This is a genomic window from Dactylosporangium sp. CA-139066, assembly GCF_050936175.1.
Taxonomy (GTDB): domain Bacteria; phylum Actinomycetota; class Actinomycetes; order Mycobacteriales; family Micromonosporaceae; genus Dactylosporangium.
The window spans coordinates 4211497-4227892 of sequence record NZ_JBNJNH010000001.1; the positions used below are offsets into that span (position 1 = coordinate 4211497).

The 16396-nt window shown below is 68.9% G+C and carries 7 protein-coding genes; 5 read left to right on the forward strand and 2 right to left on the reverse strand.

Annotation, left to right across the window (positions count from 1 at the left end):
• Positions 1-41: 41 nt before the first annotated feature.
• Both ACQEVU_RS19300 and ACQEVU_RS19305 read right to left on the reverse strand, forming a co-directional pair.
• Positions 42-2765: an arabinofuranosidase catalytic domain-containing protein gene (locus tag ACQEVU_RS19300; protein WP_433325376.1), complete on the reverse strand. Its 2724-nt coding sequence runs from the start codon at positions 2763-2765 to the stop codon at positions 42-44.
• 128 nt (positions 2766-2893) lie between these two features.
• Entirely contained in the window at positions 2894-6103 is a 3210-nt protein-coding gene (locus ACQEVU_RS19305; protein ID WP_433325378.1) for an arabinofuranosidase catalytic domain-containing protein, read from the reverse strand.
• A gap of 1601 nt (positions 6104-7704) precedes the next feature.
• Between ACQEVU_RS19305 and ACQEVU_RS19310 the strand changes: the two genes are divergently transcribed.
• The 5 genes from ACQEVU_RS19310 to ACQEVU_RS19330 all read left to right on the forward strand — a co-directional run bounded on the left by ACQEVU_RS19310 (position 7705) and on the right by ACQEVU_RS19330 (position 16375).
• Positions 7705-10689: a family 43 glycosylhydrolase gene (locus ACQEVU_RS19310; RefSeq protein ID WP_433325380.1), complete on the forward strand. Its 2985-nt coding sequence runs from the start codon at positions 7705-7707 to the stop codon at positions 10687-10689.
• A gap of 94 nt (positions 10690-10783) precedes the next feature.
• On the forward strand, positions 10784-13219 hold the full coding sequence (locus ACQEVU_RS19315; RefSeq protein ID WP_433325382.1) for a family 43 glycosylhydrolase: 2436 nt from the start codon (positions 10784-10786) through the stop codon (positions 13217-13219).
• 36 nt (positions 13220-13255) lie between these two features.
• Complete coding sequence (locus ACQEVU_RS19320) at positions 13256-13888, forward strand: hypothetical protein (RefSeq protein WP_433325384.1); 633 nt, start codon at positions 13256-13258, stop codon at positions 13886-13888.
• Positions 13889-13954: 66 nt separating this feature from the next.
• Positions 13955-15016, forward strand: a complete 1062-nt coding sequence (locus ACQEVU_RS19325; RefSeq protein WP_433325386.1) for a hypothetical protein — start codon at positions 13955-13957, stop codon at positions 15014-15016.
• A gap of 363 nt (positions 15017-15379) precedes the next feature.
• The gene (locus tag ACQEVU_RS19330) at positions 15380-16375 is read left to right on the forward strand and encodes an ABC transporter substrate-binding protein (RefSeq protein ID WP_433334988.1); all 996 of its coding nucleotides are present in this window, start codon (positions 15380-15382) and stop codon (positions 16373-16375) included.
• Positions 16376-16396 lie beyond the last annotated feature (21 nt).

The window sequence follows — 16396 nt, forward strand, 5'->3', positions numbered from 1 at the left end:
CCACTGTCCACAGTGGGCACCAGCTTCCCGGGTCGGTCAGATCACTTGGCGTTGGCCGCGCCCGGTGTGGGCACGGTGGTCGTGATGAAGTCGTGGCAGAGGCTGTCGTTGTCACTGCCGTTGGGCCAGCGGGCGTTGCTCCTGCCCGCGCCGGCGGCCGAGCCGGCCACCACCGCGATGCAGCCGCCTCCGCCCTGGTCGGCCTCCATGACGGCGAGCTCGGGGCTGGTGATGGTGCCGTTGCCGCTCGAACTGCTCTGCTGGGACCCGTAGACGATGGCGTCGACGACGACTGCGCCGGTGGCGTCCCGCAGCGCGATGGAGCCGGCGCTGGTGGAGAGGGCACCGCCGAACCACTGGTTGGGCGCCGGTGAGCCCTGGTAGCCCGCGGTCGTGACCAGGGGGTTGACGACGGCTGCGCCGGTCGGGTGGCCGTGGGCCAATGGGCTGTCGAGCACGATGCCGCCGCCGAGGGCCTGCACCGAGGCGCCGCTCACGTGCGGCCGGCTCGTCGCCGGCGAGAAGCTGATCCCGGTGCCCGGATCGGACACGTCGACGCCCGAGGCGTGGGCGAGGCGCAGCGGGGTGGCCAGGTCGACGCCCGTACCGTTCGCGCCGGTGGTGCCGACCGCGGTGACCGTGACGACCTCCGTGTTCCCCCCGGTGTCCACCGTCAGGCTGTCACCGACGGTCATGTTGGCGTCGGCCGTGACCTTGATGTTGGTCGCGCCGGCCGGCGCCGCTGCCGACAGGGTCGTCTGCGTGGCCGCTTTGCCGACCGCGGTGACCGTGGCCTGTTCGTAGCCGTTACCGGCGTCGATGCCGATCTGCTGGCCGACCGCGAAGCCGTTGGCGCTGGTGACGGGCATGTTGGTCGAGTCGGCCGGGATCGTGATCCACGGCCCGGTCGAAACGGGTACAAACAGCGTCGTGGCCGCGGTGGCCGCCGTCCCGACGCCGACGACGGTGCGGGTCTCCGCGGCGGAGCCGGTGTCGATGGACACCTGCTGGCCGACCGTGAAGCCGGTGGTGCTCCTGACGTTGATGGTGGTGGCGCCGGGGGTCGCCGGGGCCGCCAGTCCGGAGCTGGAGAGGCCGAGCAGGTAGTAGGCGCCGCTCGCGAGCCTCGTACCGGCCGGGATTGTCGCCAGCGTGATGGGGGCCGACTGGCTCGGGGTGTTGGTCAGGGTCCAGTTGGACAGGTCGACCTCACTGGCGGAGGCGTTGTAGAGCTCGATGAACTGGTCGGTGGCGTTGCTGCTGGTGCGGTAGCGAACCTCATTGATCTTGACCGGGAGGACGTTCCGGACCGCCTGGGTGGTCGCCGTCGACTGCCGTCCGCCGAATGTCGGGTTCGTCCATTCCGCCTTGCCGGACACGAAGCCGGCCCCGGTCGTCGCCGCTGCGGTGACCGTGAACGTCACGCTCACGCTCTCGCCGGGCGCGATCCGCTGCTCGAACGTCGTGGACCTGTCGGCGGTGCCCTTGACGACCGCGGTCCAACCCGCGGGCGCGGACAGGCTCACCTTGACGCCCACCGCTACCGACCCGGTGGTGTTCGTGAACGTCTCGGTCACGTCCTGCGTCGAGCCGGGGGTGAAGGTCGTGAGCCGCGACAGCCCGAGCCGCTGCACGTCGTACTTGGCGGCTACGACGTTCGCCTGCACCGCGTCCGTGGTGGCCTCGGACGGGTATCCGGAGGTCATCACGCCTTCATAGAAGGTGCCGGACGAGCCGTTCCCGTTGTCGCCGCCGGTGCCCAGGAGGATGGCCCCCTTCTTGTGCATCGGGTAGTAGCTGCTGTTGGTCAGTGAGCCGGGGCGGATTCCACTGTAGAAGGTCGTCAGGGGGCCCTGCTGCGCGTTGCCGCCGCGCAGATCCCACTGGTTCCCGCCGCCGCCGTCGACGACCGCGGTCAGGAACCGCCATGAGTCGATGGTCGGGTCGGCGTCGTTCTGCTTCGCGTTGTAGCCGGAGAACAGGCCGGCCTCCATGTCGGACATGATCCACGGGCCGGGGCCGCTGCCGCGGCCCCAGGCGGTGGCGGTGCCGAAGTACGTGGTTTCCATGGTGCCGGTACCCACGGCGCGGCCGTTCGTCGAGGAGTTGCCGTAGTCGAAGCAGCAGCCGCTGTCGTAGTGCGTGCCGTCGATGACGTAGTAGATGCCCTCCGGCTCGTCGTCCTTGGCCAGGCCGGTGGCGTTGTTGTTGCGGAACCCCATGCCCGGCATGATGTAGGCGCCGTAGGCTTTGTGGCCGCTGATCGTGATCGGCGCCATGTCCGCGATCGGGAGCGTGTCGAACCCGCCCACCGCTGGGCCCCGGAACGTTCCGGGGGGCGCCTGGTAGAGGTGGTTGCCCTTGCCGGACTGGTCGTAGAGGGTGGTGATCAAGCAGACCGTGTTGGCGCAGAACGCATCCTGCGCGGCCGCGTCGGCGTACCCGCCGGCGTCCGCGAACGGCTTGGCGACGGGCTGCACGATGCCGATGTCCTTGACGGCGTCGTCCGACTGACGCCTGACCTGGTACAGCGGGCCGCTGTAGGTGGCGTACAGCGCCCGGGTGGTGCTGTGGGCGGCCACGCAGGGGGTTCCGCCGGCGGCGTAGATGTCGCATGCGCCCTGCGGTCTGGCCGGTGCGGCCGGCGGCTCCGCCTGCGCTGACGGTGCCATCGTGAGCGTGGCGCCGATCAGCGTGAGGACGACCGCCGTACGAGCGGCGGCGGGGTTCCCCCGGCGTCTGCGCCGGACGGGAGGCGTGAACATGATTCCTTCAACTCCTATGCGTTGTCCGGCTCGACTGCGTCGAGCCTGGGCGGGCCGAGCCGCCGCCCGACGGTGCGATCGGCCGGGGCCGGCGGGCGCTGTGGGTCAGCGCCCGCCGGCTGGTGTGCTTACGGTGCCGGGGTCCAGGGCGTCGCCGCCGACCAGCTCGAGTCGGCCGCCCACGAGGTGGTGGTGTCGAAGGCGTTGGTGCCGCCGTTGCTGGCGATGTAGATGCCGTTGTTGTAGGTGCGCAGGTATCGCGTCGGGAAGTTCACGGACTGGAACGACACGCCTTCTCCGCTGTTGCTTGCGGTCTGGCAGAAGGTCGCGTCCTGGGCGAACAGTGAACTGCCGTCGCTGGCCTGCAGGTGGAGCTGGAAGCTCTGGTGCCGCAGGAAGAGACCCGGCCGGTTGACCGACTCGAACGAGAAGCAGCTCGGGTTGGCCAGGCCGGCCGTCTGCACCCACGTCGCGTCGCCCTTGACGGTCGACGAGCTGCCCGCCGTGACCGGTGCGAGAACGACGCCGTCGTCGGTGTCGTTGTGCTTGATGTAGTTGCCGGTGGTGCCGTTGGCGGCCTGCAGCGAGACCCGGGGGCCGGGGGAGAGCGTGGCGTTGCCGTTGGGCCCGCCCGGCGTGGGGGTGGTCGACCGGATGAAGTCGGCGCAGTTGCTGTCGGTGTCGTAGCCGTCGGGCACGCGGCCGGCGCTGGCTCCGGCGCCGGCGGCCGAACCGGGTGCGGTCACCCGGCAGCCGCTCTGCCCCGATCCGGAGGTGGCCTGGTAGCCCTCGGCGAGCCATGGGTCGACGAGGAGGCCGTAGTTGAGGCTGTCGACGAGCAGGTTCTTGCCGTCGCGCAGCGCCATGTTGCCGGCGCTGGAGGACGGGGCGGGACCGCCGAACCACTGGTTGGGGGCCGGCGCCGGCTGGTAGCCGGCGTTCGTGACCTGGGCGTCGCGGACGACGGCGTTGATCGGGTGGCCGTTGTCGAGGGGCTTGTCCAGGGTGATGCCGGTGCCCAGCGGCTGTACGGGCTCGTTGCTGGAGTGCGCCGAGCTTGTCGCGGGGGTGAAGCTGATCCCGGTGCCCCGGACGCTGTAGGGCATGTTGTTGGCGTGTTCGAACCGCAGCGGGGCGGCGACGGTGATGCCCGTGCCGTTCGCGCCGGAGGTGCCGACGGCGGTGACCGTGACGTTCTCGATGCCGTGGCCGGGGCTGTCGATGTCCAGCCGGATCACATCACCGACGGAGATGTTGGTGGTCGAGGACATCTTGATGGTGGTGTCGCCCGGGTGCGCCGCGGCCGACAGGCGGCCCTGGGTGCCCGGCTTGCCCACCGCGGTGACGGTGGCCACGTCGTAGTTGGCGCCGAAGCCCAGGCTGAGCTTCTGCCCGACCGTGAACCCGGTGGTGCTGGTGACGGGCACGTTGGTCGAGCCGGCCGGGATCGTGATCGGGCCGTCGGGCTGGGGCTGCCACAGGGTCGTGCTGGCGGTGGCCGCCGTCCCGACGCCGGTGATGGTGCGGGTCTCCACACCAGAGCCCGTGTCGATGTCGATCTGGTGGCCGGTGACCATCCCGGTGGTGCTTCTGACGTTGACGGTGCTGTCGCCCTTGCCGGCGGGGGCCGCCAGGCCGGAGTTGGACAGGCCGAGCAGGTAGAAGCCGTGGCCCGGGATCGTGGTGCCGGCCGGGACGCTCACCGTGGAGAAGACGGCCTGCTGAGTGGGGTGCTGGGTGAGGGTCCAGTTGGAGATGTCGACGTCGGCGGCGCCGGCGTTGTACAGCTCGATGTACGCGTTGGTCGAGTTGGTGCTCGTACCGGTGCGGAACTCATTGATCTTGATGGGGCTGACGTTGCGGACCTTTTCGGCCGTCGTCTCGGACCGCCGGCCACCGAAGGTCGGGTTGGTCCATGACGCGTTGCCGACCAGGTCGCCGTTGAACGGCGCCGGCCCGGCGGTGACCTTGAAGGTCGCGCTGACGCTCGTACCGGGGTCGACCGAGTCGAACGTCACCGACGTGTCCGTGCTGCCCGGCACGAACGAGGTCCACTGCTTGTCCGGCAGGGAGATGCTCAGCTTCACGCCCACGGCGCGCGAGCCCGTGGTGTTCGTGAAGGTCACGGTGGTGTCCTGCGACGTCCCGGGCGCGAACGTCTGCAGTCCGGGCGGCGTGTCGGTCGCCGAGGCCGGGGCCAGGCTCAGCCGCTGCACGTCGTACTTGGCCGCCACGACGTTGGCCTGCACCAGCTGGTCCACGTCGTTGGACGGGTACCCGGTCGTCATCACGCCCTCGTAGAACGTGCCCTGCGAACCGTTGCTGTTGTCGCCGCCGTTGCCCAGCAGGATGGCGCCCTGCTTGCGCATCGGGTCGTAGCTGGCGTCGATGCGCGGTCCGTCGAACATCGTCTTGAGCTGGCCCGTCTGCGCGTCGCCGCCCATCGAGGCCCAGTGGTGCGGCTCGCCCTTGGCCATCGCGGTCACGAACCGCCAGTCGATGCTCGGCAGGTCGTTGCAGACCTTGGAGGTGCTGCCCTGGTTGACGCAGCCGACCAGGTTGTTCTCCTGGTCCGTCATGATCCACGGGCCGGAGCCGCTGCCGCGGTACCAGGAGGTGGCGTTGCCGTAGTACGTGGTCTCCATGGTGCCGTTGCCGTCGTCGCGACTGTCGGTCTCGGCGTTGCCATAGTCGAAGCAGCAGCCGCTGTTGTAGTGGTGGCCGTTGATGACCCAGTACTGCCCCTGCGGCTGGTCGTCGACCGCGGTACCCGAGGGGTTGTTGTTGCGCAGGCCCATGCCCGGCTCGATGAACACGCCGTAGGCCTTGTGGCCGCTGATCGTGATCGGCGCCATGTCGGCGATCGGGTAGTTGTTGAACCCGCCCAGGCCTGGCCCGCTGAAGCCGCCGCGTGGCGCCTGGGTGAGGTCGTTGTGCTTCGGCGACTGGTCGTACAGCACGGTGATCAGGCAGGTCGTGTTGGCGCAGAACTGGTCCTGCGCGGCCGCATCGGCGTACCCGCCCGCGTCGGCGAACGGCTTGGCGACGGGCGGCACGACGCCGATGTCCTTGACCGCGTTGTCCGACAGACGCTGGACCTTGTACAGCGGGCCGTCGTACGACGCGTACAGCGCCCGCGTGGTGCTGTGCGCCGCCACACAGGGGGTGCCGGCGGCGGCGTAGATGTCACACGGGCCCTGCGGCCTGGCCGGTGCCGCTGCCGGTGCGGCCAGCGCCGATGGCGCCAGCGCGACCGACGCGCCGATCAGCGTGAGGGCGATCGCGGTGCGAGCCGCGAAGGTTCTCCGGCCTGTGGGCCGGACCGGGGATCTGAACATGTTTGGGCGAGCTCCGATCGTTCGTCTGCTAACGAGCTCGGCTGAGCCGGGAAGCTGGTGGACGACGTTGGCCGGCGCCGATGGATGCGGGGTTCCCCGCCGGCGTCGTTGACCGCGCGTTGAGCGGCCTCGATCAGGCAACTGGTTGATGAGGTGCAGCAGAGGATGGCGGGCCGGCGTGGGCTGAGGACGCCGGCCGGCGAGTGACGGCGGTCCGCGGCTGCGTGTCTGCCGGGGCGGCGGTGCGCGCGTCCGCTGCGTCGTGGCCGGATGCCGCGCCGGCGCAGGTTCGCGCAGGTCACGTGGCTTCCGCGGAGGCGATGATGAGGGCCGCGCTGCTCGGCGACCTCGTGCGCGGCTGAGCTGGGTCATGCGTGGACCACTCTCCTCGATGGCGGGCAAGCGAGAGTCGTCGTGTTAGCGCTAACACTGAGAAGCATGAGACTGCGCCGAGCACGTGGGCAATGGCTCGCAGTGTCATCCGTCTCGCACAAGAGACGTGCGACTAATGGCCCTCTGGGGGTTGGACGGCCGTGGATGTTAGCGATAACAACAGGCAACGCGGTCAATGAAACACTCTGGACACATCACTGTCAACGGTTCATGCCGCTCGAATGGTCGCCGTGCCGCATGCGACCGCAAGAATCCAAGGTGCGCAGCTACGGCCGCGTATGTGTCGCTTTCGGGCGGAAAGCGAATGGCCAGCGTTGGAATCGCTCCCAACGTTACATCATTGGTCGACGCGAAGGCGAGCGTGGCAGTTTTCCCTGGCGGAACCCGCAGTTTCAGCGCGGCCAACCGTCGATGGGAACCCTCCCACGCCAGGGGGCTGCGACGGTCGCGAACGTGAAAGCAATGCATCGCAAGAATCGCGCAGCGTCTACTTTGTCGATCGGATTGGCCAGGAGATCTCGCCAGCTTGATGGCTGTCTGCCGTGTGGCTCGGACCAGTGTCGTCCCGGCTCGGTCGGCGCCGATGCCGGCGGGGCGACGTGCCGTGGCCGACCATGCGACGTGCTCCCGGATAACGCTTCTGGGCTGTGACATGTGCGATGCGCTCGGCTGCGCTGTGCATGATCACCCCGGAGGGGCGGCGTGTCGGCCAGGTGGCTTTCTGCTGTACGACCGTGGCCGCAGCCCGCTCGGGCCCGGTCGACGCCGAGCCGGCGAGGCGGCGTGCCATGGCCGACGATGTGGCGGGCTCAGCGATAACGCTTCCGTGCTGTGACATTTTCGATTCACTCGGATGTGTTCCTGGCGATCACGCGGATCGGCAAACGATCATCGATGTACCGATCGCCAAATGTGACAGGCGGCAATTGTCACAATCCTTCGGTCCGTGGAGTTCCGCGGTCTTCCCGTAGTGCGGGCCGCCCCGGCGCGGGCGTTGTCGGTGGGTGTCGAATGTCCCGGCGCGACGGACGAAATGGGAGCGCTTCCATGGAGAATGCGACTTTTTTATGACGGTTGTAACCGGCTCGTCGCTGTCTTGACACGCGATGTTAGCGGTAACACGATGGGGCTCCCCGTCACATTTTCGTCTGGAGCTCGCCATGCACGCGTCCGCCAGCCCCCATGATTCTGGTCCTCCGCATAGGCCTATGCGGGCTCGTATCGCCACCGTTGCGCTGATCCTTGCCGCGCTGTCGAGACACGTCGCAGCGGCGCTGCTGCCCACCGCGCCCCGCGGCGCACGCAAGGTCTCGGTCGCCATGGCCGGCGTGCTGGTCTGCACCGGCCTCGTGTCCTCGGGCGCTGCGGCGCATGCCGCGGACGGTTGGTCGCCCCGCTCGTCCTACACATCGACCGACAAGGGCGACGGCCGGTACTCCGTGCCGCTGCTCAATGCCGACGTACCGGACATCAGCGTGGAGCGCGTCCCGGCCGCCCAGAACCGCGAGGGCCGGGACGTCTACTACATGATCAGCACGACGATGCACCTGAGCCCGGGTGCGCCGATCATGAAGTCCTATGACCTGGTCAACTGGGAGATCGTCAACTACGTCTTCGACCGGGCTAGCATCGACGATGGGTTCTCGCTGCGCAACGGCCAGAACTCCTACGGTCAGGGCCAGTGGGCGTCGTCGCTGCGCTACCACGACGGCACGTTCTACGTCGTGTTCAACACGAACAACCTCGGCGGCGCGTACCTCTACCGCACCAGCGACATCGAGAACGGCACATGGCAGCGCACCGCGCTCGGCCGGGCCCTGCACGACCCGTCGCTGTTCTTCGACGTCGACGGCACGCCGTACATCTTCTACGGCTCCGGCGGGACGAGCGCTGTGCGCCTCAACGCCGACCTGACCGCCATCGCACAGGACTACCCGAACATCTTCACGGCGAGCAACTACGCCGGCCAGCCGTTCATCGGCGGGCTGTTCGAGGGCGCCCAGATGTACTACATCGACGGCTACTACTACGCGGTCATCATCACATGGCCGTCCGGACAGGGCCGCCAGGTCGCGATGTTCCGCTCGCGGCAGCTGCTCGGGCGCTACACCGCGCCGGGCGGTGCGAACACCTACGAGGCTCGCGGGGTGCTCAACTCCAACGGCTTCGCCCAGGGCAGCCTCGTGCCGATCTCGCGTCCCGGCGGCACAACCGACTGGTACGGCATGTTCTTCCGCGACAACTTCCCGATCGGGCGCACCCCGGCGCTCATCCCCGCCACGTGGCAGGACGGGTGGCCGACCTTCGGCAACAACGGCGTCGTGCCCGTCGACGGCCTGTTCAACAAGCCGATCGCGCTCGACCCGGCGCAGGAGACGTTCGAGCGGCAGAAGGCCCTCGTCGCATCCGACGACTTCAGCAACGACGCCCCGCACAAGGGGTATACGGACGAGCAGTGGACGATCCCGCAGCCACCGCAGTACGACGCGTCGCTCATCGGCGTCGAGCTGCTGCAGAACCCCGGTTTCGAGTCCGGGTCGGTCGAGCCATGGGCCGCGCAGTACGGCGCGACGCTCGCCCTGGACACGAGCGGCCCGGCCGCGGGCTCGGCGGCGCTCAAGGTCAGCAACCGCACGCTCAATGGCTCCGGCCCGAACCAGTACCTCAACGGCAAGATGCAAGCCGGCCTGACCTACAAGGTGTCGGCGAGGATCAGGTACGCGTCCGGCCCGGCCACCATCACGTTCAACCTCGCCGCGGACTGGGGCTCGGGCGTGCAGGTGATGGCCTCCGGCAGCGTGCCGGTCGGGCAGTGGACGACGGTGTCGGGCCAGTACACCGTCCCGTCGACGGCCAACCTGAACAACTTCAAGTTCGCGGTGGAGACGCCCTGGGCCAACCCGCAGCCGGCGTCATCGAGCGTGGAGTACCTGATCGACGACGTCTCGATCGTCGGCCAGCCGGTGACGACCGAGTACCCGACGGCGGCGGAGATCGCGCCCAACGGGTCGCGGCTGGACCTGGCGTGGGAGTGGAACCACGCGCCGGACAACCGGTACTGGTCGCTCACCGACCGCGACGGCTGGCTGCGGCTGACCAACGGCAAGACGGTCACCGGCAAGTACGTCTACACGAAGCTGTCGAACCGGCCCGAGCTCGCCTGGCTCGAGGAGGCCCGCAACACGCTGTCGCAGCGCACGTTCGGGCCACGGCAGTCGGTCGAGACCAAGATGGACGTCTCCGGCATGAAGGACGGCGACGTCGCCGGCCTGGCCGCCTACAACCGCGGCTTCTCGTACGTGGCGGTCAAGCGCGCCGGCGGCCAGAACACGCTGGGCGTGGTCAACCGCGGCCAGCCGTTCGCGGTCGACCTCGACCAGGCCACGCTGGAGAACTTCGTGCCGGGCAGCACGGTCGCGCTGGGCAGCGCAACCCAGGTGTACGTCAAGGCGGACCTGGACTTCGCCTCGCCCGTCGGGCAGCTGTGGACGACGTTCTACTACAGCCTCGACGGCCGGCAGTGGACCAAGCTGGGCGACCGTGTCGGCCCGCAGACGCTGGACGGCACCCTCGCGCACTTCATGGGGCACCGGGTCGGCCTGTTCAACTACGCCACGCAGGCCACGGGCGGGCACGTCGACTTCGACTACTTCCTGCTCAGCGACACGCTGACCGCGCAGGGCCGGGCGCTGGACACGAGCGCTCTGGACGCCGCCATCGCCTACGCGGCAACGCTCGACCAGCGGTTCTACCCGCAGGACGCGTGGGCGGCGATGCAGACCGCGCTCGGCGCGGCGAAGCAGGCCCGGGCCGGCACCTTCGGCACCCAGAACCAGATCGACGCGCCAGAACGGGCGCTCAGCTACCAGCTGGCCCGCCTCGGCGTGCTCAAGACCGATCCGAACCTGCCGGTCACGGTCACCGCGCAGGTGAAGTGCCTGGCCGGCAAGGGGTACGTGGCGGTGCAGGCGCGTAACGACCATGACGCGCCGGTGGACATCGCCCTGCAGACCGCGTACGGCGAGCGTTCCTTCGCCGGTGTGGTGCCGGGGGCGCATGCCTACCAGTCCTTCGCCACCCGGGTGAGCGCGGTCCCGGCCGGTTCGGCGACCGTGCGGGTCACCGGCACGGTCGGCGGCAAGAACGTCACGACCGCCGTCACCGCCCAGTACCCCGCCGCCAGCTGCGCCTGACCCGGACCTCTCCAGGAATCCGACCCGCCTCCGGGGCCGGCTGCCGCCGGCCCCGGGGGTGCCTGAAAACACCCCACATCCAAGGAGAATGCCTGTGCAAGACCGCTTGCGAAGAGCGGCCCGCCGTCGGATCGCCGCGATCGCGGCTGTCGGCGCCGTCCTGGCCGCTGGAGTCGTCGCCCTGGCCTCGCCCGCCGGGGCCGCCGACCCGAACACCATCATCGTCAACGGCGGGTTCGAGGACGGCCTCACCGGCTGGTTCGTGAACAACGGCAACGCGTCCGACAGCGCCACGCTGTCGCTCACCCCGGACGCCTACTCCGGCTCCAGCGCCGTGCTCGTCACCAACCGGACGACGACCGGGTCCGGCCCGATGCAGGACCTGTCCGGCAAGGTGCAGGCCGGCAAGGCGTACACGGTCACGGCCCGGGTGAAGTACGAGAACCCGAACAGCCCGGCGACCAAGCAGTTCTTCGTCACCATGCACTACGGCGGATCGACCTACACCAACCTCGGCACGGTGACCGTGCCGCGCGGGCAGTGGGGGCTCATCCAGAGCACGTTCACGATCCCCGCGACGCAGAGCGTCACGACCGCGCGGCTGTTCCTCGAGACGCCGTGGACGTCGAACCCGCAGAGCGCGCCGGACACCCACCTGATGGACTTCAAGGTGGACGACGTGACCCTGCAGGAGGGCGCGCCGACGACCACCCATCCGCCGGGCAACGCCCAGCCGGCCAAGACGGTCGGCAACGCCAACCCGCTGATGGACTACCAGTACGGCGCCGACCCGTGGGCGATGGTCTACAACGGGCGCGTCTACGAGTACATGACCTCGGACGGGGAGCAGTACGACGCCAACGGCAACGTCGTGCAGACCTACGAGTACGACGGCAGCGGCAACATCAAGGACAACTCCTACGGCCAGATCAAGACGCTCACCGTCATCTCCTCCGCGGACCTGGCGAACTGGACCAACGAGGGCCAGGTCAAGGTGGCCGGGTCGTTCGGCGCTGCGAAGTGGGCGTCCAACTCGTGGGCGCCGGCGGCCACGCACCGCACGATCGGCGGCCAGGAGAAGTTCTTCCTGTACTTCGCCAACAGCGCCGGCGGCATCGGCGTGCTGACGTCCGACTCGCCGGTCGGGCCGTGGGCCGACCCGATCGGCAAGGCCCTGGTGACGAACTCGACGCCCGGCGTCGCCGGTGTGGTGTGGCTGTTCGACCCGGCGGTGCTGATCGACGACGACGGCTCGGCGTACCTCTACTTCGGCGGCGGCGTGCCCAGCGGGGAGACCGACCACCCGAAGACCGCCCGCGTCATCAAGCTCGGCGACGACATGATCAGCACCGTCGGCACGGCGGCGACGATCGACGCGCCGGCGCTGTTCGAGGACTCCGGCATCAACAAGATCAACGGCAAGTACTACTACAGCTACTGCACGAACTTCAGCCACTCCAGCGTGATCGACGGCAACACCATCGGATCCGGCAACATCGCCTACATGGTGTCGGACAGCCCGATGGGGCCCTTCACCTACCAGGGCCAGATCCTGAACAACCCCGGCACGTTCTTCGGCGTGGGCGGCAACAACCACCACGCGATGTTCGAGTTCCACGACCAGATGTACATCACCTACCACGCCCAGACGGTCCAGTCGGCGCTGGTCGCCGGCGGATCCCTCACCGCCGCTCGCGGCTACCGCTCCACCCACATCGACAAGGTGACGATCAACGCCGACGGCCGGATCGCACCGATCACCGCCACCTACAAGGGTGTCGCCCAGCAGGGCACGCTCGACCCGCGCCAGCGGATCGAGGCCGAGACGATCGCCTGGGACTCCGGCATCCAGGACGCCTACGTCGACTCCTCCGGCGTCCGCGTGCTGCCGGTCGGCACCGACAGCACCGGCGAGCAGAAGCTCACCAACATCAACAAGGATGAGTGGACGTCGCTGGCGAACGTCGACTTCGGCAGCGGAGCCACCGGGCTCACCGCCGACGTCCTGCCGAAGGCCGGCGGCCAGGTCGAGATCCGTCTCGACAGCCCGAGCACGGCAAGCGCTGCCAACCTGGTCGGCACGCTTTCCGTCCCCGCGTCGACGGCCGGCACCTGGACGACGGTCAGCACCGACCTGACCACGAAGGTGACCGGCGTCCACCACGTCTTCTTCGTCTTCAAGGGCACCGGCAGCGGTGAGCTCTTCGACGTCGACGACTGGCGGTTCACGTTCGGCCCCGACCTGCCGGTCACGGTCACCGCGCAGGTGAAGTGCCTGGCCGGCAAGGGGTACGTGGCGGTGCAGGCGCGTAACGACCATGACGCGCCGGTGGACATCGCCCTGCAGACCGCGTACGGCGAGCGTTCCTTCGCCGGTGTGGCGCCGGGGGCGAATGCCTACCAGTCCTTCGCCACCCGGGTGAGCGCGGTCCCGGCCGGTTCGGCGACCGTGCGGGTCACCGGCACGGTCGGCGGCAAGAACGTCACGACCGCCGTCACCGCCCAGTACTCCGCCCTGACCTGCGCCTGACCCCTCGATAACCACGAAACGACAACGGAGCATCGCATGAACACCTGGAATCGCAAACGGCTGTTCGCGGCCGGAGCCGCCGGCGCCGTGCTGGCCGGCACGATGGCGCTGCCCTCACCGGCCGTGGCCGGCGACGGCGACGGTGCTGACGTGCACGTGACGGTCGACATCCAGAAGATCAAGGAACCCGGCGTGCTGGCCATGTCGATCGCCGGCAACTCGGTCGTGCTGTCCGAGGACGGCTCGACCCTGCTGGTCCGCCAGTTCGTCGGCACCCTGCCGACGGTGACCGTCACCGACACCCGTACCACGGAGGAGGTGCCCACCGGCGCCGCCTGGGCCGTGCTGGGCAGCGCCGGCGACTTCGTCGGCAACGCCGGCCAGGCACCGATCAGCGCCGGGCACCTCGGCTGGAAGCCCCGCCTGGTCAACGGCGGCAGCACCGGCCTGGTCACCGAGGGTGAGGAGGTCGTGACCGTCCTGGACGACCCGACCCAGCCCGGCAACAACGTGGGCCTGGTCGACCAGGAGCTGCTGGTCTCGACGTACGACTCGGCGGCCGTCACCGGCTCCGCGTACTCCGTCAACGCCGACCTGTACCTGCGCACCCCGGCCGACGTCGCCGCCGGCTCGTACGCCTCGACGCTGACCCTGTCCCTGTTCGAATGACGCACGGGTGGGGGCCGCCGCGCGGCGGCCCCCACCGCATCCCCCTCCGCCAGAAGGACCCCCGCCATGATTCGAACCGTGCCGCGAGCGCTGCCGCGGCTGCTCGCGGTGCTCGCCGCCGTGCTGGTGACCGTGCCGATCGCGCCGCTCGGCGCCGGGGCGGAGCCGAGCGGCCCCACGCTCACCTGGGCGGTCCAGCCGGCCGACGAGCACGGCCCGGACGGCCGCCGGTGGATCGAGGTCAGCCTCGACCCGGGGCAGGCCGTGACCGAGCACCTGGCCGTGCGCAACTTCAGTGACACCGCCGTGATCTTTTCCCTGAAGGCCGCCGACGGCTACCTCACCGACAAGGGGCGCTTCAACATGCTCCCGTCCGCTAGCCCGTCGGTGGACGGCGGGCGGTGGATCGACGTGCAGGAGAAGGTCAACGTCGGGGCCAAAGAGACGAAGGTGGTCCCGTTCACCATCACCGCGCCCGACGACGCAGCGCCGGGCGACCACCCCGCCGGCATCGCCGCGACGCTGATGACCGCCGGCGGCACCGTCAACGTGGAGAGCCGAGTCGGGTTCCGGGTCATGATGCGGGCCGCGGGCGCGGTCACCGCGGCCCTGGACGTCAGTGACCTCACCGCCACCTACCAGCGCTCCTGGAACCCGTTCTCGCCCGGCACGGTGCACGTCACCTACACGGCGAAGAACAGCGGCAACGTCGCGGTCACCGGCACCGGCCGGGTGACGGTCGACGAGCTGTTCGGTCTGACCGGGCACGACGCCACGGGCGGGGTCGAGGAGATCCTGCCGGGCGGCAGCCGGGCGGCCGATACCCGTGTCCGGGGCGTGTGGGCGCTGGGTCCGGTGCGCACGACCGTCCACGTGACCCCGACCGTGTTCGGCGGCGATGCTGCCGGTGCCGAGATCCGGCCGGCGTCGACCACCGTAACCGTCTGGATGATGCCCTGGCCACAGCTGGTCCTCGCGGTCGTCCTGGCGTTGCTCGTCCTCGCGGCCCGGACCGTGGTCCGGCGTCGACGTCGGCGGCTCGCGCAGCTGCTCGCTCGCGCCCGGGAGGAGGGCCGCGCGGAGGGTCGGGCGGGGGACCGGGCACTCAAGGGCATGCCTATTCCTTAACGCGCGCATATGTGCAGTGGGTGCGGCGCGTCATAACACTTTTTCCGCGGAACCTTCTCACGCTTTCTGTTCGCAACCCGGCGAGCGCGGCTGCCCGGAAAGCCGCAGGTCAAAGCCGTTGTGACTCGTCGTGCCGGGCGGAGGCGGACGCCAAGGATTGCGATTGAATCTCGGCCGGGTTCCGGCCTTGACCCGCCAATTGAGAACGGTAACATTTGCGAGCGCGCGTCCTGTTCTTCGCGACATGAGTTTCGTCGGGAATTGGTCGTGACTCGCATTCCGCATCGCGACGCACCGCGGCTGGCGTCGCGCTCGTCCTCCTCGCTGCCGCGCGTCACACCCCATGATCGTGGAAGGAATGCAATGTTGAAGAGATGGTCCACCGCCGTGCTCGGCGGTGTGCTCCTGCTTGGCGCGCTCGGCGCGTGTGGTGGGGAGAAGAGCGATGACGCCGGTAGCGGCAGCGCGCCCAAGGGTGACAAGAAGATTGTCATGGGTTTTGCGCAGGTCGGTGCTGAGAGTGGCTGGCGGACGGCGAACACGAAGTCGATCCAGGACGCTGCGGCTGCTGCGGGTATCGAGTTGAAGTTCTCTGATGCGCAGCAGAAGCAGGAGAACCAGATCAAGGCGATCCGCAGTTATATCGCGCAGAAGGTTGATGTCATCGCGTTCTCGCCGGTCGTGGAGTCCGGCTGGGACACGGTGTTGAAGGAGGCCAAGGACGCGAAGATCCCGGTGATCCTGACCGACCGTGCGGTGGACTCGAAGGACACCACGCTGTACAAGACGTTCCTGGGGTCGGACTTTGTGGTGGAGGGGAAGAAGGCCGGGGACTGGCTGGTGAAGGAGTACCAGGGCAAGACCGATCCGGTGAACATCGTGGAGTTGCAGGGTACGACGGGTTCGGCGCCGGCCAATGACCGTAAGGCGGGGTTCGCTGATGCGATCAAGGGCAGCCCGAATTTGAAGATCATCGCGTCGCAGACGGGTGACTTCACGCGGGCGAAGGGCAAGGAGGTCATGGAGGCCTTCCTGAAGGCGAACCCGAAGATCGATGTGCTGTATGCGCACAACGATGACATGGCGCTGGGTGCGATCGAGGCGATCGAGGCGGCGGGGAAGAAGCCGGGCACCGACATCAAGATCATTTCGGTGGATGCGGTGAAGGACGGCATGACGGCGCTGGCTGCCGGGAAGATCAACCACATTGTGGAGTGCAGCCCGCTGCTCGGCCCTCAGCTGATGGATCTGGCGAAGAAGGTCGTGGCGGGGGAGTCGGTGGAGCCGCGGATTCTGACGGTGGAGACCGAGTTCACGCCGGAGCAGGCGAAGGCCGCGCTTCCGGACCGCAAGTACTGACGAGTCCTGACACAGAGATCT

Coding starts and splice junctions, on each gene's coding strand:
- ACQEVU_RS19330 (WP_433334988.1), top strand. CDS start 15,380: ATGTTGAAGAGATGGTCCACCGCCGTGCTCGGCGGTGTGCTCCTGCTT.
- ACQEVU_RS19310 (WP_433325380.1), top strand. CDS start 7,705: ATGCGGGCTCGTATCGCCACCGTTGCGCTGATCCTTGCCGCGCTGTCG.
- ACQEVU_RS19300 (WP_433325376.1), bottom strand. CDS start 2,765: ATGTTCACGCCTCCCGTCCGGCGCAGACGCCGGGGGAACCCCGCCGCC.
- ACQEVU_RS19325 (WP_433325386.1), top strand. CDS start 13,955: ATGATTCGAACCGTGCCGCGAGCGCTGCCGCGGCTGCTCGCGGTGCTC.
- ACQEVU_RS19305 (WP_433325378.1), bottom strand. CDS start 6,103: ATGTTCAGATCCCCGGTCCGGCCCACAGGCCGGAGAACCTTCGCGGCT.
- ACQEVU_RS19320 (WP_433325384.1), top strand. CDS start 13,256: ATGAACACCTGGAATCGCAAACGGCTGTTCGCGGCCGGAGCCGCCGGC.